Genomic DNA, 17,042 nt, shown 5'->3' on the forward strand with positions numbered 1-17,042 from the left:
GTGCAGCCGATATTAATATATGTATTTTCTCATGAAGGGTGAAAAGAGAGCACCTTTTCAAGGTGCTCTTTGTAAGGAGATTCCTATAAGTGAAAAGCTTCCTTATAAATAATAAATGCTTATCCAATTAAAAGGTGAAAAGTTTTTAACAAAAACGCTATTTTAATAATGAATGGCTCTTACTTAAAAGTAAAGAACGTATGGAAAGTTTCAAAATGTTTTTGATGGATTACTAGTTAGGAAAACATAAATCTGGAAATATAGCTTGATATTCTGGGAGTAATCGAAGATCGATAGTTGAGGTTGCAAAGGATATATAATTTCTTTCTAATTCTTCTAGTGTTACTAGGTGATGAGTACCTAAACCATGCTGGATGCTATGTTTAGAAAGAGTAGGCCCAATTTGTAATTTTCGATTTTTCATGGCTGTATTCCATGGGCTGTAAAAGAATTTTAAAATGAAAGCAGGATACATGTAAACCATAAATGGATGATTTGACCAATGCCTTCCGGCTGTATAGTTACCATGCAAATAATTGTGGATCAATCTACCTCCGTAATAAGGTGCAGGAGGAGTATGTGGGTGCATCATTCCATGAAAACGCTGTTTGACAAGGGGAATACTGTATCTCGGATTGGTATAACTGTGAGTAGGTTCATCCACCATCAGAATAGTTCTAATGGAATACATGTTTTTCCCTAAAGTAGCAAGAGAAGAGAAAAAGGCTTCCGTATCAAAACAGCAAAGAAATTCAGTGGTATTTAAAACCATTTTCCACCCCTTAGTTTCTTTTTCTATTTCCATTACTTCTTGATCAACTAATAAGGCATCAAACTCTAATACTTTTGAATCTCGGATTTCCCAATGAGGTGCAAGTATTCTACATAGTTCTACTGAACGATCAGTAGAACCTCGATTAATAAGAATACCATGATCAAATAGTTTCGTGTGATGTATTAACCACCATGGTAGTAAATACTCTTCATTGTAAAAATGTGAAATTAAAGTTGTACTAATTAGAAACACCTCTGTTTAATAATGGATAAAATCTTTTTTGTTTTATTATAATATGGTGCTTATCCTAATAATTCTTAGGTATTAAATTAAATGAGTTTAAAACCCAAAAGATATGTAAAAAAATTGTGTAAACACATTTTAATAGAAATTTCATTTTGTATGTATTTGAAATACGAAAAGAGCACTTAATAAAGTGCTCTCGTGACGAGATCATCCGCTTGTAAAGACTAACTTATTTTATATAGAAAGGAACACAGAATATTATATGTGTTTCTTGTTAATTGAGTGCATTTTTACAAACCAAGAGCAGCTAGCGAAAGCTAACTGCTCTTGGATTTCAATTCGTATTCAGAAATGACTTCAACCGAATAGTACTTACTAAAATTTACAACAGCATAAACTTTTTGTAGTTCGTTATCAGTGACATGTCCGTATAGGAAGATTTCATGCGTTCTATATTCTTCTGATGGACTAATTTTATCAATTACAATTTCAAGATTTTTTTCTTTTTTAAAGTAAACGATAGTTACTAGTTCAGCTGTTCTTTTAACTTCTGGCCATTCTTTACCGTATTCTTTGGGAATGGATTGAGACGATACCAAAAGTATAAATATCATTGGGATAGTGAGAAAAGCTATACTCATTATTCCGTAGCGAAATAATTTTCTTTCCATCAAGTGGCACCTTTCATTGATGTTTTGTTTAGTCATTCTGTATGTTAAGCCAAGATTAACCAATTAACTATCCATTTTGGTGACAGTAATATTACAAATTTGTAAGGTTTATAAGAAAAATAGAACAATGAAATTTAATAAAATAGTTATTTGAAACTATTCATGAAAAAAGAGCACTAACGAAAGTGCTCTTAGAAAATACATTTTATATTCTGTTTTGAGCTACGATTTTAATATTCTCTGGTGGAATGATATCTTGAATCTTTTCTTTTAAATCTACTTGGACCATTTCTTCAAGATGTTCAAGTGAAACTTCAAAGTTTATACACTCCGCAGTTGCGATGTTTAATAAAGAATAATTTTCATTCTTTTTAACAACAAGATATTGCGATTGATCTGTAATTACAATACATCCTTGTTGAATTCCTAATTGACGATTATCTTCAAAGGTCATAAATAAATCTCCTAACATTTTTCTGATAGGAATTGTACTACATAAAAATGTTAGTGTCTAGTCGGTCTTAAGTAAGAACTGGAGTCACACAAAATCCTTATTTAAAAACAAAAAGCCCTAGAGTTAGGGCTCTAGGGCTTCTTGTTTTGGTATTCTCACATGGTTCTTCAAAAAGAATAGAACATACTGAAGATAACATACGAATGTTTCATAAATGTATCGAAAAAGTGAACAAAATTGCTATTGCAGAAGATGCAGAAATGAAGTTTCTAATACGTAAGTACGTGAAAGGTATTATTTCCAATGGATAAAATGCGCATGGGACACTTAATCATTATTTTATTGGAGGAAAAGAATATGTTATGAACTCGGTTGAATGAAAAAATGAAAATTTTACTTTAAGCGAAGTTAATGAAATATATTTTGGGGGTTAAATCAATGATTGTTATCTCGATGGACACTTTAACTTTATAAAAGTCCTAGAAGAAAAACACAACTATGAGAAATAGTAAGCTATAAAAGTGAACAAAATCGTTATTTAAATAAAAGAAACCCCGATTGTCTGCGGGGCTTCTAAGGGTAATCGTCAAGTAATGACGTACTCGACTAAATAACCATATCATGAATTTTTTGGTAAAAATACTGGTAAATGTGTCCAAATTAGAAAGGGCATCATTTTGAAAAAAACGCTATTTAAATAAAAAAAGAGCTTGCAAGGAAACAAGCTCTAACGTAATTGAGATGCCTATATATTACCATTCATTTCATTATAATTCCATACGTTGTGGTTGAGAAATAAAGTATAAGCAATTTAATAAAAATTTCATTTTGTAGAAATAAAAAAGACGATCGTCGTCGAATCGCCTTTTAATAAAACAGAGCACTTTCAAACATAATTTATTCGATGTTTAATGTTATGTGCAAATAAAAGAGCAGCTAGCAAAAGCTAACTGCTCAATACAAGGAGATACAGAGAAAATTAAATGGATTTTGGCATACAGCCTATTAACATTATGGACATAATATTGATTTATATTCGAAGGATTTCATGGTTTATAAATCAGATTATGATAGTCGATATTCTCCATATTGACCAGAAAAGAACCAAGAATTCTAGGGAAATTCCAATTGTTCTTTTCCTCGTTTTTTGAAATTCTTTTACTAGATATCCAACAGCACAAATTGCTAGAAGAATGAAAAGAATAAGTTCTAGTGTAACTGGCATTTGATCTACTCCTAATACATTGATTAATTTAATATATAACAATTATAAGATGTTTTTGTGGTTAATGGTGAAAAATTAAACAAAACTATCTCTATATGAAAAAAGGCCCCGTTGTCTCCAACAGGACCTTTCCTAAAATGGCAAAGAGTAACTCTTACCTTACTCTTTGTTTATATACTACAAGATTGTTAACGAAAATCCAAGGCTCTTTATATTGAGAAATAAAGAAGAATCACTATAAAGAGTTTTATCTTTTTTTCATAAATAAAAGAGCAGCTAGCAAAAACTAACTGCTCGGCTGGTTCTCCAAGGGGGAAAGGAGAAAGGCTAGGGACTTCATTAAATGAGTTCTGGCTATCGCCTATCTATATTATTGACGGAATATTGAGTTTTATTCAGGCGATTAGGTTAAATGTTTGACGATATAGTCTTTTATTAGTAAAAAAGCTGCAAGGAGAAACATTACGTCAATTGAGAACCAAAACATATCTTTTTGAGGTTTCCTAAACTCTGATATTATGGAAAACATTAAAAATAAGGCAACGGCTATTACAATACAAAGTTTAATTAAATCAGACATTTATAATACTCCTAACATTTAATCTTTTTTATTATATAGCTATTTCCAATGTTGAGGGATTTAAAAAGTGTGTTATGAGAATTTAAACAAAATAATCCTTTTACGAGAAAAGGCCCCGTTGTCTCCAACAGGACCTTTCCTAAAATGACAAAGAGTAACTCTTACCTTACTCTTCCGCTATATAATACACCATATTTGACTATTTGTGTAGAAAGATGTCGAAATATGCAACATTTCATGTCGACTATAAGCACATGAAGAAGTGAGACCGATAATTAAATAAAAACGCTATTGTAATTGAAAGGGAGATTACAAATGGCTAAATTTATGTTTTCAGTTAGTACAGGTTATGTAAAGAGCGTTATTGAGGAAGAAATCGAAATAGATGATAGCGTTTTTAATGGAGTGAAGGAAAACTCTTTGGAATACTACAAAATAATTGATAAGTATTATATAGAAAGTGAGGAATAACAATGGGACAAGGTAATCGCGGAATGGCTTTTGAAAAGCTTATTAATCTATCGAATGAAATGTATCAAAGAGAAGGAGTGGCGCTTATAAACAAGCGCCCGACTCCTGTGAAGGTGTTAAAAAGTGCAGGTGGACGAGTATTAAATGGATTCTATGAATCTAAAAGTATAGTAGACTATGACGGCGTGTATAAAGGACGAGCTATAGCATTTGAAGCGAAATCTACAGAGAATCCTGGAAGATTTGATTTAAAGAACATTGCGCAGCACCAATTAGATTACCTGGAGAAAGCGGAGCAGATGGGAGCAATTTGTTTCTTCCTTATTGAATTTAGCAAGGACAAGTCAGTGTTCGTAGTACCTCTATTAGTGATTCAATCTTACGTGAGGATGTCACAACAGCCAAAAGGTAAGAAGTCGATACCAAGAGCAGACTTTGATATTTATGGGTACTTAGTAGAACAGACAGAACGAGCGCCAGTGGATTACTTACAATATGTAGATGAAGCAGTAGCTCCAGTTATGTTTGATGGAATGATTCAATTTGATAAGGATCATAAAAAGGTAGCAAATAACATTGAAGCAGCGAAAGAGAAGATGGCCAACAAGAAACGTAAATTATTAAAGGCTTAATGAATAACGGAACCATGCAGAGTGGATGGTGGGGGCTACTCGCTATGCATGTTTCCCTTATTCAACAAAGAGATAGTAAAATTTCACGTACCTGATGTGAATATAAAAACCAAAATTCGAAATAGGGGGATTCCTTCATGGAGAGACAATTAACTTTATTACCGGCTATTGATGATAAGAAAGTGCAAAAGGAAGTAGTAAGCATTTTAAAAGAATACAGAGCACTTAAGATGCGATTCAGTAATGATGTGGAGCAGGAAGGAATCAGTTTATTCCCTGAGTTACGTGATTCAAGGAATACGAGTAAATGGAAGGTGCAGCAGGTAGAGAAGGCACTTAATAATTTATTAGATGAGGATGAGCGTAAAATCGTTGAGCGTAAGTTCCTGACAAACGAGAGAGTAAAAGATTCAGATGTTTATAATGATCTACTACTCAAGAAGACCTATTTCTATGAGAAGAAGCAAAGTGCGGTTAAATTGATTGCTACAGCACTTGGAATCATCTAAAAATAGCGAACAAAACGCGGTCAAAATGCTAACTTTTGGGGGGACTAAATAAAATGACAAAAATTATAAATTATATGTACAAGCTCTTTGAAAACCGCATATCGAAGAGGGTTAGTACTCCTTAACGTATACCGCGGCAGGGCGGGTATGGGGGGAAAGAATCTCGCCGTAAGGGTGGTAAGATTCCCTTAAATGATTAATCATGACATATTCCAGTGTGGCGGGTGTGATATAACTCGCATTCGTCATACTGTTTCTAATTTGTATTTATCAATTAGCTCGGAACGCTGATAATAAATATAAGTCTATTACTCTCTAATATGTCGGTTCTTGAAAATGGAGTGGGGGTGGTTGCTTATGATTGAGTGACACTTGCATTCTAAAAATCTAAAACAGTATACGTGATCTCGTACATTAGTAATTACTCACAATTCTTATTAATGACCAAAACGAAGGCAAAGAGTTCCACTCTTTATTTGAGCCAATACAGCGGAAACATTGCCCTTCCGTCCCCTTAGTGTATTGGTTTAAACAAGGCGCCGGAAGAAACATATACGTCTTGGAGATAATCACGTTATCAAACAATATTGGCCAGCTAAGGCGAAAATGATATTAATTAGCCTAAGTATTGAGTCAGCTCTACGGAGTATAAACGAGAAGAGGTACTTCTTCTTTTGTTTTTATTTCTCTCTATTAAGTTAGGTTAAATATGGTCGAATTTATAAAACATATTTTTTGAATTATTTAATAAAAATATATATAATTATATCGATATTAAAATATTAACATATTAACTAGTTAAAAATGGGGAAAGAAAAATGAAGATTAAATTTGATGTGGTTAAAGATGAAAATTTTGATTTTACTTTATTAGAAACAAAATTGCTGAAAACTTTTAAAGAAGTGGATAATGTAGCAATAGTTGAAAAGGTTGAAGAAAAAATTTTTGAAAAAGGTGATGTACCAACCCATTTGGCGGAGATTACTATTAATGTTACAGGAAACAATATAGGATATAGATCAGTTTCAGCTAGTATATTTATTGTTCTAGAAAGTTTATCAATGAAGTTATTCAATATTAGTATTAGTATACATTAAGCTTCCACCACGGCTTTTTTCTTTGGTATATAGAAATTACACATTAAATATTAGGGAGACATAGAAATGATATGATACAACCCTAGGTATTTGTTGCGTTTTAGTTTTACCCCTGTGTTCATAAAAGACTTGTATAAGGTGTCTTTTTTATGATGAACCATTTTAATATAGAAATCATATAGTGTAGTGTAGGATAAGCGAACGGCTTATATCCTATTCAATGCTCATTGGGGAATTTCCCTTCGCATATTTTAGCATCTACTGACGTGGATGCTCTTCTTTATTGAACAAGATGGGCACATTTGTTTAATTTCCATTACACTGTAAAGAATAACGCTAGAGCAATGAATCCATATAAAAACAAAAAGAATCCTAAGATGAGTAGTATTGTACGAAAGTTGAACATGATAGACCTCCTAAGGGTATATAAGGAATTTTAATATATTGTTGGTCTATTTAGAAGGATAACCACAAATTGGTAAAGGTTAAACGAAAATGTGAATAAAACGGATATTTGGATTAAAGGATATCTATATAAATAGGTAGAATCTAATTAGTTGGTTCACATTTTAATCCAAGGGGTACAAATTCGATGCGGCGTGAAAAGGATTTGTTGAAATAATCGAAGGCGGATTTGCAAGCTATTCAAGAAGAGAAAAAGCTGAAGAAGAAGGCTAAGAAAAAGAATAAGAAATACAGCATTCCTGGTAAGATAGCTGACTTCATGGATGGCAAGAATACTTATCGTAAAAAGAATGGTGTATGGAAGCAAAGAAATCAATAATGTGAGGATAAATAAGTTTGATTAAATCAATAGCGATTATCGTAGGCGCTGCCGTGATTTGGGCGGTGTCTTTTTTGTTGTTAAGGAAAGATAAGGGGGAAATAAAAAAAGAGAGCTAGTGCCCTCTTTTTCTTTTGATAAGGTAATTAATCGCAGATTGGTATTCCAAGCACTCTTAGAGCTAATGCTACTTGAAGAGAAATCTCCAATCTAGCAATTTCAATACCAGCTACTGAAAGAACTAAAAAAGGTTGTCCATTTACAAACACAACGCAACTATCCATGGTTACGCCTCCTTTCTAGCAATCTACTATAGTATATGAATGAAACGATAATATGTAATAGTTGAATTAATGGATTTGATAGAATTGATAGATTAACCTATTAATGAATTGATTAAATTAATAGATCAATTGGAGTATTCTCATGAAGGCGCTTTGAAAATGAAGAAGGCAAGAGAAAAAAATTTAAAGTAGCGAATCCGCTGCTTTTTTATTTTATAAAATAAATTATTTTGAGTAGAAAAGAAAATAGGTGTTTGCCGTAACCACTTAATTATAATCGAGAATATGAGTATAGAAATAGGTCGGATTTTTGTAATGACGGAGGGGATTATTGTGGACATAACTCAAAGTGTGGCAAGAATAGCAGTTAATGGGAAAGACCTTCCGTTTACTTCAGTTCAAACCTCTGCATGGAATCATGGACCTGTAAATGATTTAATTGTTTCAACGAATCAGAGGGTGAATGAGTTTTATCAATTCATGTGGTCACAGGTACCAGTTACGCTCCAAATGTATTTTCTTCAGGGAATGGACTTAATGAGATTCGCTAGGATTGCTGGAATTAATGAAAGTATAACGGGAGAATATATATATCATTTTATTTGGTGATAAGAAAAACTTTAAGTAGCGTAACCGCTGCTTTTTTATTTTGCATAGAAAAAAGGAAACCTTAAAACTCATTCATTCTCTCCTTTCTAGACAATACAAAAAGCCCTTCAAGGACACTGGATAGTAAGAACCAATGCATTTAGCATTACATTCTTCTTTCAAGTAACCCGAAGGGCTTATGTGTATTGAGATTGATTTAAAAAATAAAAAAGGTGTATATAATAAATAATATCTCAAATTTCTGAAAATGTAAATTGATTATAAAGAATTCGTTTTAGAGTTTGATAAATATAATTTATAAGAAGTAAATATGAAAAAGTTAAAGAATTATCTTAGTTATTAAATAGATTCTGCCTATACTTTAAGTAGAGGCCAATTTATTAAATTTAAATAGTTAATATGTTCATATATAGAATTTTGAAGGGGGTATATTGTAAATGATTCCAACGTCAACATACGTGGCTAAATGGGTATTAGATGACTTAACACTTGCATCAAGACCAAATCAGGGGATCAAACTAAGTACATTTAAAAAATTAGAGAAACTTTATGTAGAATACAGAGAAATGATTGAGGGGGATACTAGCATTGAAATCACACATTATTTGCTAGAGTTTATCAATCCGCATAATCTCTTTGTAGTAAGAGAGGGTTACTATATATTTGATAATAAAACGATGAAATTTATTAAAGTATCGGATGACATCCATTTTTCAAATCAAAGCTTAGCGTACTGTAATAATGGAGTTGCAGTGGATTTAATAAACGGAAAAATGCATTTTTTAGAAGGCCATTATTATAAAGTTAAGACCTCATATGTTGATTTATTAAAAGGAGAAACTATACCTGTAATGGTATTAAGTCATCTAGATAATAATGTTGGAGTATCAGTTCCTTTGACAATGTTTAATGAGGAGAGAACTTTTAAAATTTCAGAGAGTTATATAGTAGATCTTACCGCCAAAAATTGTAACAATGTGAGTGAATTTAGTGAAAAGGGAAACGTAGTACGATTTCTAAAACCATCTATTGTGTAGTTAAGTATATATGTTAATTAAATTCATAATGAATTTAAGAAGGTGATAAATTTGTCTTTTGAAATGTATACAGCCTTTCGAGGTAAAGTAATTATAAAGGATGAATATAAGAATTGGTGGAATTAATAAATACAGGAAGCTGGGAAGAAGAGAATGACTACTATACAAATTTGAAAGGTAATGAATGGTCATTTATAGCTAATCTAAAGAATTGCAGCCCTTCCTGAACGAGAAAGCGGCATGGGATGAAAGTGAGGTTGGATAAGGAGTGCTACTAAAAACCGCAAAGTTGGTGGCACTCTAAGTATCCAAAATGTTGGTTCAAGAAATATGCGGAGAATTGGATGTTTCTATAGTTGCGATGGAATTCGACAAAGACCATGTTCAATTGTTCTTAAATACACCAACACTTAGTCCTGCTGATACAATGGCAAAAATTAAAGGAGTGACATCAAAACGTTTGAGAGAAGAGTTTCCACATCTTCAACACTTGCTGATCCTATGGATGCAAGACCAAGACCACAAAGTAAGTCGTGTAATCGTTGATTTTGCAACGGATAATAATATTTCTGTCATTCGATTAGAGCAACTAACGAACATTAGACAGACGGCACGAACAAGCCGTAAAAACGGAAAAAATCTACACACTTGGTCATTCCATCGTTTAGCACAATTCATCGAGTACAAAGCGACATTAGTTGGCATAAAGATCGAATATGTGAACCCTTCTTATACAAGTCAAACATGTCCGAAATGTTCTGAAAAGAACAAGGCGCAAGACAGAAAATACAAGTGCCAATGTGGATTTGAGAAACATCGTGATATCGTTGGGGCGATGAATATTCGCTACGCAACTGTGGTTGGCGGTAATAGTCAATCAGCCTAAGAACCTATATGGTCTGTCTTAGGAGGGGTGATGGCACACCCTCATCTTGAAGGCTGTTCAAAACAGAAATGGACTGCGAATGCTTAGTCATTCAAGAATCCCATCCGTTACACCGTAAGGTTTAGGACTTGCGGCTTTAGCTGTGGGAGTGTCAAAGAGATACAGAATATAATGTGAACCCTATTTTATTATTTATGAATTTGATATTAAAAGAAGTAGCAGAACATATTAAAAAGCTGGAAGCTTGATATGGTGAAGCTGATGAACCAAAAGAATATGTTTTTATAAATAATGGATTTATAAAGAAGTTGTAGCAGTAATGAATTATTGCTGCTTTTTTATTTCTAAATACACTAAATTTATTGTTGTTGGTTTTATGTATATTCATTTATAATAAAATATGGAAAATTTTACATCGAAATAATAAAGATTTTTATTATACAAGCGCTGGGAGCAGCTCTTTTTATTTTGCTTAGGAGGAGTGTGAAAGAAAAAAGTTTATGTTAGTGGCGAAGTTAAATGACCTAATAGAAAATAAAAAGTTACAATTAGTAGAACTGGTAAATAAACATGGTTTTAATCATACGAAAGTCCTCCATTTAAGTCAGGAAATTGATAAATTAATTAATAAATATATGATTATAAAAAAAGGAACCCTATAATAGTAGGGTTCAAAAGGAACAGATACATAAAATAAATAAAGAGAATAATTTAATTATATAAGAAATTTGTTTAGATCAATAAAATTGGGCCTGTTGCAAGCTATTTTTCTTTTTTTATGGAGTCTCTTATTAATTGTTCCAGGTATTATTAAATATTTTTCTTATTCCATGTCGTATTACATATTAGTAGAGAATCCTGATTATACAGCAAGTGAAGCATTGAGAGAAAGTAAAAGAATAATGAAAGGACAAAAGCTAAAGTTATTTGTTCTTTGGTTATCATTTATTGGTTGGTTTTTATTAGCCGCATTTATCGGAATGTTTACATTTAATCTATCATTTATTTTCATTTCTCCTTATTACAACACAACTGTCACACATTTTTACTTAGATTTAATTAAAAAACAGGATGTTGGAGAAGCGAAGGTAAGTATATAAATAGGAAGAAAGTATGTATAAGGGAAGTGTATACTATCTTGATAGTGGATATGCAATTAAGCATATCCATTTTTAAGTATTATATTAAAAGAGTTAAGCTGCTAGATATATGATATTTATTATGATTTGAGCAAGGATACCGCAAACATGTTGCGAGTTGGAGGAAATAGCAATGTGGCGACACCCCATACCCATCAACTTAAGAATGGAAACAAAGTGTACTTTCATTTTATGGAGTAAAGCATTCCTAAAATAGAAGCATACTTTTAATAATACGCATACCAAATAAACCCTTTCGTTTTATTAAAAGTCAAGGCAATAGTAATGAAATCCTATATTTATACGATTGAATATAATATCACACATTTTACAACAATATGACCACATTTACTACTACAACAAATTTTCATATAGTTATTGAACTATTTTTTGAATAACTAAATTAACCTCTTCGTTAACTTTAATTACGAATAAATGGTCCCCTTCACCTTCAATTGGATCAATTATATCTTCATTAAAAGATTTAGCATGTTGTCTACCATATCTATTAAACTAGCGGTTTTTATTTTCCCTGATTCCTTTCCATACCTAAGGTACCCAAAAGTCCACTGGATTCCCGAGGCTACCATCCATATTTGTGTCTCTGAAAAGACATTTTGTGCCACTAGACGTAACTGTAGATTCCTGAACAAGCCAAATCATGAAAATACACACAAAGATAGATTATCATCCATTACATTACTGTTTTGCTTCGTTCGAATAGAAAAACTCGGAAGAACGCCACTTGTTCGATATCTCCTCAATGTGATAAGGGGTCGTTTTGCAGCATCCACCTATTAAACGTGCACCTGCTTGGTACCATTTTTCAGATTGAATATCCAACGCGTTACATTGTTCATGACCATGCCATGTTTTTGTTTCTGGATTATAAGTTTCACCAGAGTTTGGATAAATAATAATCGGTTTTTTGGTGTTTTCCCTCAACGCTTGGATTGCACCAGTCACAACGGTTACTGGCGCACAATTGATGCCTATCGCTACAATTTGTTCACTTTTCTCAAAAGCTCGTGCACACTCCACGAGTTTCATACCTTCACTAATCTCTTTCTCATTTTTTACCGAAAAGGAAAGCCACGCATATGTTTCTGGAAACTCACGCAATAATCTATCTAATACTCTTGCTTCTTGCAGGGAAGGGATTGTTTCAAATGCCAATAGATCTGCACCTGCTTCGATTAACGCTGACATTCTCGAACGGTGAAAGTCTGCTAATGTTTTATCTGTCACACCATAGTTGCCTACATACTCTGAACCATCTGCAAGGTAAGCCCCGTACGGCCCAACTGATGCAACAACCAATGGTTTAGGCCTATTCGTTTGCGTATTTTCCTTCCAAAAATCATCTCTTGCCCTTCTTGCAAGTAACACCGTTTTCTTAATTAAATCCAAAGCTTCCTGTTCTTGTATTCCACGCGCGGAAAAACCACTAATAGTAGCTTGATAGCTTGCTGTTATGGCACAGTCCGCTCCAGCACGAAAATAGTCCGAATGAACCTGATAAATTAGTTCCGGATTTTCTAGTAACACACGTGCCGACCAAAGGGGATCGTCCAAATTACATCCATGCGCCTCCAATTCTGTAGCTAATGCTCCGTCAAGAAGCATAATGGAATGTTGGGATAAAATAGCATCAATTGGGTTGATTTTGTTCGACATAATTTACGTCCCTCTTTTTTAGATTTTTTGTTAGATAATAACTTCCATAGCAAAACAAAATAAACGGTATGCCGCAATATAAGGCAATTCTCTGTGTTGGATCGAATGCAATTCCAATACACGATGCCAGACAAAGGATAAAAGAAGCAATTGGTACTAATGGATATAGTGGTGTGCGATAAATCAAGTCCTTTTCAGAATTTCCTTCTTTCAAAAATTGTCTGCGAAATAGGAACTGGGAAGCACTAATACTCATCCAAACTACAACTACTGCTAGACCAGAAATGGAAACAAGTACGATATAGACAGTATCTGGTGCCACAATACTTGAGAGCAAAGCCAAAGCTCCACCCACCATGCTGAAAATGACGGCGTTGATTGGAACACCTTGCTTTGTCATTTTTCCAAAAATCGGGGATATCGTATTCTTATTAGCAAGCGACCAAAGCATTCTAGAAGAGGCATAAAGGCCTGAGTTTGCTGCAGATAAAATGGCTGTTAAGATAACGAAATTCATTATGTCAGCTGAATATGGCACCCCAATTCGTTCTAGAACTGCAACAAAAGGGCTCTCTAATACCCCTGCATCGGAAATAGGCAATAACGCAGATAAAACAACAATCGTTCCTACAAAAAAGATGATCAATCTCCACAGAGTAATTCGAATGGCCTTCGGTATCATTTTTTCCGGATTCGCTGTTTCTCCAGCTGCAATGCCTATTAATTCTGTTCCCGAAAAAGCAAAATTAACCGCAAGCATGGTCATTATAATGGCGGTAGCACCATGAGGAAATAAACCTCCACTTGTAAAATTAGAAAAGAATGGTGCTGCTTTTGAATGAGTCATCGGAAGAAAACCTAGCATTGCCGCTACTCCTAAAACAATAAAAATCACAATAGCTATAACCTTTATCGATGAAAACCAAAATTCGGATTCGGCGAAAAATTTAACAGTCAGGACATTTAATACAAAGATCAAAATGGCAAAAAGAGCACTCCATACCCAAACATTAACCGATGGAAACCATCGCTTCATAAGTAATCCTGCGGCTGTAAATTCAGAACCTAAAGCAACAGTCCAAGTTAGCCAATACAACCAGGCTACTGTATACCCTGTACCTGGTCCAATGTATTTAACTGCATAACTATGAAATGCGCCCGTTTCAGGCATATGTACGGATAGCTCTCCTAAACATAGCATAACTAGATAAACCACTAGCGCACCAATCAGATAGGATAGAATTGTTCCAAACGGGCCAGCTTGTTGAATAGTGTAACCCGAGCTTAAGAATAAGCCCGTTCCAATCACCCCACCAAGTGATAGCATGACTAAATGACGTGCTTGCATTTTCCTTTGAAATTCTTGCCCATTTTTGTTCTCCATTTCTACTCTCCTTTAGTTACTATCCAGAAAAAACAAAAACGCACTCTAAAAAAGAGGGCGCTACTGACAAATAAAAACGGAAGCTCTCATCTATCAGGATTATCACCCGCTGGAATTAGCACAGTGTCTACTTAAGCAGACCTGTTGCTGAGGTTTCATAAGGCCAGTCCCTCCACCTCTCTGGATAAGAAATATTTTTTTATAACCTTATCAATCCATTCAATAACTGTCAAGATAATTCTGTTTTTTTAAAAATTATCTATTATAGAAATACAAAAAATAGAGTATTACTATAACTGCAACCCACTCCTTCTTGGGTATTATTTAAAAATCGAACATATAAAACCTCATTTATTTATGATACGGTTCACAAGCACTTCCTCAAAATTTGATGCACTTCTAAATATCTTCTTATTTCTTTGGCTATGGGGTCACCATATATAACCAGCAACTCAGGAGATTTTAATACCCTCAAATATCAAAAAACGTTATCTTTTCTAAACAAGCTAAATTAGTAAGGATGATGTTTTCTTATGAATCTCTCGATTCAAGATGAATTACTACCATTTGCAGAAGAATTACAACGATATGTTAAACCTGTATTCTTAGAAGAACTTGCAAGAGAAATAGGGTTTATAAAGCGAAAACGTAAGTTTTCTGGATCAGACTTAGCTGCTATTTGCATTTGGATTAGTCAACGGGTGGCAGTGATTCCTTGGTTCGATTATGTAGTAGGCTTCATGCAGCGACAGGCACTTTACTTAGCCCTGAGGGCTTAAATATACGTTTAAATGCTAAAGCAGTTTTGTTTTTAAAACATATTTTTTTTACTGTTAGAACAAAAGATATGTGAACAAACACAAATTTCTAACCACCTTTTCTCTTATTTTCAACGAGTCCGTATCCTAGATGCCACCGTATTTCAAGTGCCAAATGCTTTAGAGAATGTATATCTAGGCTCAGGAGGGTGTGCCCAAACAGCTGGAACCAAAATACAATTAGAATATGATCTGCACAGTGGAGAATTTCTTATTTTTCAATGTCTATTTATAGTTATTTATATTTAACGTTCCGGGTAAAGTTATGGTTTAAATTGTGGCAGATGTATGCTACAAATCACATTTATAGAAAGACGTGAAAATAGTAATTAATTTTATAGTGTTAGGGGTCTTGTCACACATCCTTAAGTTGATGGATATGTGACAAGACCCCATGACCATCAAGATAAGTTCCTATAATACCCTAAAAACGAAAAACTTATCTCTCCACAGTCATTCTTCTTTTTTCAACGCTAATTAATTTTTGAAAATTATACTTAAAAGTGTGGATATTAAAAAATTTAATGACTATTAATACTTCATAAAAGTAATTGTAAATTTTGTAAATGAATGTTTTTGGCTTTCTACTTTAATAAATCCGTGATGAGCTTCGATAATTGATTTTGCTAGTGCTAAGCCAATTCCAATAGATCCTTCTTTTTTAGAATTTTTTGCTTTATAAAATCTATCGAATATATATGGCAAATCTTCTGATGCAATACCTTCACCAAAATCTTGAATTATAATTTCAGTATGAATAGGAGAGTTTGTGACTTCAATATAAATAGAACTATTATCATTTGAATGTTCAATGGAATTCTTTAAAATATTTAATAAAGCTTCTTGCATCCAAATACTGTCATGGAAAAGTGATATTTTTTCATTGGTTTTTAAATGTATGTTCATATTTTTTTTATTTAATTTACTGTTCAAACTAGCAATGACCTCATAAATTGTATCAATAATATCAGAATTTTCTTTTTCAAATAGTATTGCCCTAGCATCTATTTTTGAAACTTTTAATAAATTATGTATTAAAAAGCTGATTCTTGAAATTTGAACTTCATTATTGTGTAAAAAATGATATTGCTGTTCATTTAATTTACCTTGTAATAAGATATCGTTGTTCACTGTTAGTGTTGAGAGTGGTGTTTTTAGTTGATGAGAAATATCTTGTAAAGTTTGAATTAAAAATTGTTTCTCTTCCAATAAATTATGCATACTTTTTCTAATAATATTTTTCAGTTTATGAAAAGAATTAGCGAGTTTTGCTAGATCTCCTTCCCTATTTTCCTTTATATCAAGGGTGTAATCACCTTCAATAATTTTATTCGCTGCAGCTGTTACATTTCTAATTTTTAAGAAAAAAGATTTATATTGTAAGTAATTTAGAAAAATTAGGATGAAACTGAACCCTATTGCTCCAAGGAACATGTATATATTGTTTTGGGATATATGTTTATTTAAATAAGGAAAAAGTCTTGAATCCAATTCAGCAGATAGACCATATTGATTTAATAGCATTTCTCCATCACTGGAATAATCTTTTTTATTCGCTGTATCATTTGTAAGTGCTTGTATTATTTCGTATTCATTTTCTGGGTTTTGTGTAATTAGTTTTCCGGTAATTTCACTCCAAATAGTAATATAATCATTTTTTAAATGGTCATATAGAATATGAACTGTGATAACTTGATATATAATAAATAAAAAAGAGATTAATGCTAATGTAAGTATATTAATTTTTATTTCTCTATTTATCAT

16 protein-coding genes, 4 pseudogenes and 1 riboswitch are annotated in these 17,042 nt (G+C 32.9%); of the genes and pseudogenes, 12 read left to right on the top strand and 8 right to left on the bottom strand.

The features are described 5' to 3' along the window. Positions 1 to 232 precede the first annotated feature (232 nt). The 4 genes from MKX31_RS27430 to MKX31_RS27445 all read right to left on the bottom strand — a co-directional run bounded on the left by MKX31_RS27430 (position 233) and on the right by MKX31_RS27445 (position 3,951). Entirely contained in the window at positions 233 to 1,018 is a 786-nt protein-coding gene (locus MKX31_RS27430; protein ID WP_222655543.1) for a glycosyltransferase family 2 protein, read from the bottom strand. Between the two features lie 320 nt (positions 1,019 to 1,338). Further along, the gene (locus tag MKX31_RS27435; RefSeq protein ID WP_340981769.1) at positions 1,339 to 1,692 is read right to left on the bottom strand and encodes a phosphoglycolate phosphatase; all 354 of its coding nucleotides are present in this window, start codon (positions 1,690 to 1,692) and stop codon (positions 1,339 to 1,341) included. Between the two features lie 205 nt (positions 1,693 to 1,897). Further along, entirely contained in the window at positions 1,898 to 2,146 is a 249-nt protein-coding gene (locus MKX31_RS27440; RefSeq protein ID WP_097872615.1) for a hypothetical protein, read from the bottom strand. A 1,628-nt stretch (positions 2,147 to 3,774) separates the two neighbouring features. Beyond that, entirely contained in the window at positions 3,775 to 3,951 is a 177-nt protein-coding gene (locus tag MKX31_RS27445) for a hypothetical protein (RefSeq protein WP_179866093.1), read from the bottom strand. Positions 3,952 to 4,266: 315 nt separating this feature from the next. On the opposite strand from MKX31_RS27445, the gene MKX31_RS27450 reads away from it, so the two are divergent. The 5 genes from MKX31_RS27450 (at position 4,267) to MKX31_RS27470 (ending at position 7,444) form a co-directional block, all read left to right on the top strand. Beyond that, on the top strand, positions 4,267 to 4,422 hold the full coding sequence (locus tag MKX31_RS27450; protein WP_179866092.1) for a DUF7167 family protein: 156 nt from the start codon (positions 4,267 to 4,269) through the stop codon (positions 4,420 to 4,422). Between the two features lie 2 nt (positions 4,423 to 4,424). Beyond that, the gene (locus MKX31_RS27455; protein WP_222655496.1) at positions 4,425 to 5,054 is read left to right on the top strand and encodes a Holliday junction resolvase RecU; all 630 of its coding nucleotides are present in this window, start codon (positions 4,425 to 4,427) and stop codon (positions 5,052 to 5,054) included. A gap of 137 nt (positions 5,055 to 5,191) precedes the next feature. After that, positions 5,192 to 5,563, top strand: coding sequence for an ArpU family phage packaging/lysis transcriptional regulator (locus MKX31_RS27460; protein ID WP_222655497.1), 372 nt, complete (start codon positions 5,192 to 5,194; stop codon positions 5,561 to 5,563). Positions 5,564 to 6,381: 818 nt separating this feature from the next. Next, a complete protein-coding gene (locus MKX31_RS27465) occupies positions 6,382 to 6,660 on the top strand; it encodes a hypothetical protein (RefSeq protein ID WP_098102970.1) in 279 nt (92 codons plus the stop codon). Between the two features lie 634 nt (positions 6,661 to 7,294). Continuing rightward, complete coding sequence (locus MKX31_RS27470) at positions 7,295 to 7,444, top strand: hypothetical protein (protein WP_261784534.1); 150 nt, start codon at positions 7,295 to 7,297, stop codon at positions 7,442 to 7,444. Between the two features lie 146 nt (positions 7,445 to 7,590). Here MKX31_RS27470 and MKX31_RS27475 read toward each other — a convergent pair whose 3' ends face one another. Next, the gene (locus tag MKX31_RS27475; protein WP_000376554.1) at positions 7,591 to 7,728 is read right to left on the bottom strand and encodes a DUF3956 domain-containing protein; all 138 of its coding nucleotides are present in this window, start codon (positions 7,726 to 7,728) and stop codon (positions 7,591 to 7,593) included. Positions 7,729 to 8,013: 285 nt separating this feature from the next. On the opposite strand from MKX31_RS27475, the gene MKX31_RS27480 reads away from it, so the two are divergent. The 6 genes and pseudogenes from MKX31_RS27480 to MKX31_RS27505 form a co-directional block, all read left to right on the top strand. Beyond that, the gene (locus MKX31_RS27480) at positions 8,014 to 8,337 is read left to right on the top strand and encodes a hypothetical protein (RefSeq protein ID WP_142315071.1); all 324 of its coding nucleotides are present in this window, start codon (positions 8,014 to 8,016) and stop codon (positions 8,335 to 8,337) included. A gap of 437 nt (positions 8,338 to 8,774) precedes the next feature. Continuing rightward, entirely contained in the window at positions 8,775 to 9,374 is a 600-nt protein-coding gene (locus MKX31_RS27485) for a hypothetical protein (protein WP_340981770.1), read from the top strand. Between the two features lie 310 nt (positions 9,375 to 9,684). Further along, positions 9,685 to 9,879, top strand: a pseudogene (locus MKX31_RS27490) (transposase); the annotation flags it as partial. Next, positions 9,877 to 10,260 (top strand): annotated as a pseudogene (locus MKX31_RS27495) (RNA-guided endonuclease TnpB family protein); the annotation flags it as partial. The pseudogenes MKX31_RS27490 and MKX31_RS27495, both read left to right, overlap by 3 nt. A gap of 500 nt (positions 10,261 to 10,760) precedes the next feature. Continuing rightward, the gene (locus MKX31_RS27500; RefSeq protein ID WP_340981771.1) at positions 10,761 to 10,922 is read left to right on the top strand and encodes an aspartyl-phosphate phosphatase Spo0E family protein; all 162 of its coding nucleotides are present in this window, start codon (positions 10,761 to 10,763) and stop codon (positions 10,920 to 10,922) included. A gap of 63 nt (positions 10,923 to 10,985) precedes the next feature. Continuing rightward, positions 10,986 to 11,360 (top strand): annotated as a pseudogene (locus MKX31_RS27505) (DUF975 family protein); the annotation flags it as partial. Positions 11,361 to 12,098: 738 nt separating this feature from the next. On the opposite strand, the gene mmuM reads toward MKX31_RS27505, so the two are convergent. Together mmuM and mmuP are read right to left on the bottom strand one after the other, a co-directional pair. Beyond that, a complete protein-coding gene (gene mmuM, locus MKX31_RS27510) occupies positions 12,099 to 13,076 on the bottom strand; it encodes a homocysteine S-methyltransferase (protein ID WP_340981772.1) in 978 nt (325 codons plus the stop codon). Beyond that, the gene (mmuP, locus tag MKX31_RS27515; RefSeq protein ID WP_088047588.1) at positions 13,051 to 14,460 is read right to left on the bottom strand and encodes an S-methylmethionine permease; all 1,410 of its coding nucleotides are present in this window, start codon (positions 14,458 to 14,460) and stop codon (positions 13,051 to 13,053) included. The genes mmuM and mmuP overlap by 26 nt, the downstream gene beginning before the upstream one ends. 83 nt (positions 14,461 to 14,543) lie before the next feature. Further along, positions 14,544 to 14,651: riboswitch (SAM riboswitch) on the bottom strand. Positions 14,652 to 14,993: 342 nt separating this feature from the next. Here mmuP and MKX31_RS27520 point away from each other — a divergent pair. Then, positions 14,994 to 15,500, top strand: a pseudogene (locus MKX31_RS27520) (IS4 family transposase); the annotation flags it as partial. 309 nt (positions 15,501 to 15,809) lie between these two features. Here MKX31_RS27520 and MKX31_RS27525 read toward each other — a convergent pair. Continuing rightward, positions 15,810 to 17,042 carry a HAMP domain-containing sensor histidine kinase gene (locus MKX31_RS27525; protein WP_340981773.1) on the bottom strand — a complete coding sequence of 411 codons (1,233 nt, stop codon included), beginning with the start codon at positions 17,040 to 17,042 and terminating at the stop codon, positions 15,810 to 15,812.

The organism is Bacillus sp. FSL M8-0063 (genome assembly GCF_038005545.1).
GTDB lineage: Bacteria > Bacillota > Bacilli > Bacillales > Bacillaceae_G > Bacillus_A > Bacillus_A wiedmannii.

What these genes read in the sequence shown, in the direction of transcription:
- MKX31_RS27445 (WP_179866093.1), bottom strand. Translation starts at nt 3,951, where the DNA reads ATGTCTGATTTAATTAAACTTTGTATTGTAATAGCCGTTGCCTTATTT.
- MKX31_RS27455 (WP_222655496.1), top strand. Translation starts at nt 4,425, where the DNA reads ATGGGACAAGGTAATCGCGGAATGGCTTTTGAAAAGCTTATTAATCTA.
- MKX31_RS27500 (WP_340981771.1), top strand. Translation starts at nt 10,761, where the DNA reads ATGTTAGTGGCGAAGTTAAATGACCTAATAGAAAATAAAAAGTTACAA.
- MKX31_RS27475 (WP_000376554.1), bottom strand. Translation starts at nt 7,728, where the DNA reads ATGGATAGTTGCGTTGTGTTTGTAAATGGACAACCTTTTTTAGTTCTT.
- MKX31_RS27440 (WP_097872615.1), bottom strand. Translation starts at nt 2,146, where the DNA reads ATGACCTTTGAAGATAATCGTCAATTAGGAATTCAACAAGGATGTATT.
- MKX31_RS27485 (WP_340981770.1), top strand. Translation starts at nt 8,775, where the DNA reads ATGATTCCAACGTCAACATACGTGGCTAAATGGGTATTAGATGACTTA.
- mmuM (WP_340981772.1), bottom strand. Translation starts at nt 13,076, where the DNA reads ATGTCGAACAAAATCAACCCAATTGATGCTATTTTATCCCAACATTCC.
- mmuP (WP_088047588.1), bottom strand. Translation starts at nt 14,460, where the DNA reads ATGGAGAACAAAAATGGGCAAGAATTTCAAAGGAAAATGCAAGCACGT.
- MKX31_RS27450 (WP_179866092.1), top strand. Translation starts at nt 4,267, where the DNA reads ATGGCTAAATTTATGTTTTCAGTTAGTACAGGTTATGTAAAGAGCGTT.
- MKX31_RS27435 (WP_340981769.1), bottom strand. Translation starts at nt 1,692, where the DNA reads ATGGAAAGAAAATTATTTCGCTACGGAATAATGAGTATAGCTTTTCTC.
- MKX31_RS27460 (WP_222655497.1), top strand. Translation starts at nt 5,192, where the DNA reads ATGGAGAGACAATTAACTTTATTACCGGCTATTGATGATAAGAAAGTG.
- MKX31_RS27465 (WP_098102970.1), top strand. Translation starts at nt 6,382, where the DNA reads ATGAAGATTAAATTTGATGTGGTTAAAGATGAAAATTTTGATTTTACT.
- MKX31_RS27525 (WP_340981773.1), bottom strand. Translation starts at nt 17,042, where the DNA reads ATGATAAATAGAGAAATAAAAATTAATATACTTACATTAGCATTAATC.
- MKX31_RS27480 (WP_142315071.1), top strand. Translation starts at nt 8,014, where the DNA reads ATGAGTATAGAAATAGGTCGGATTTTTGTAATGACGGAGGGGATTATT.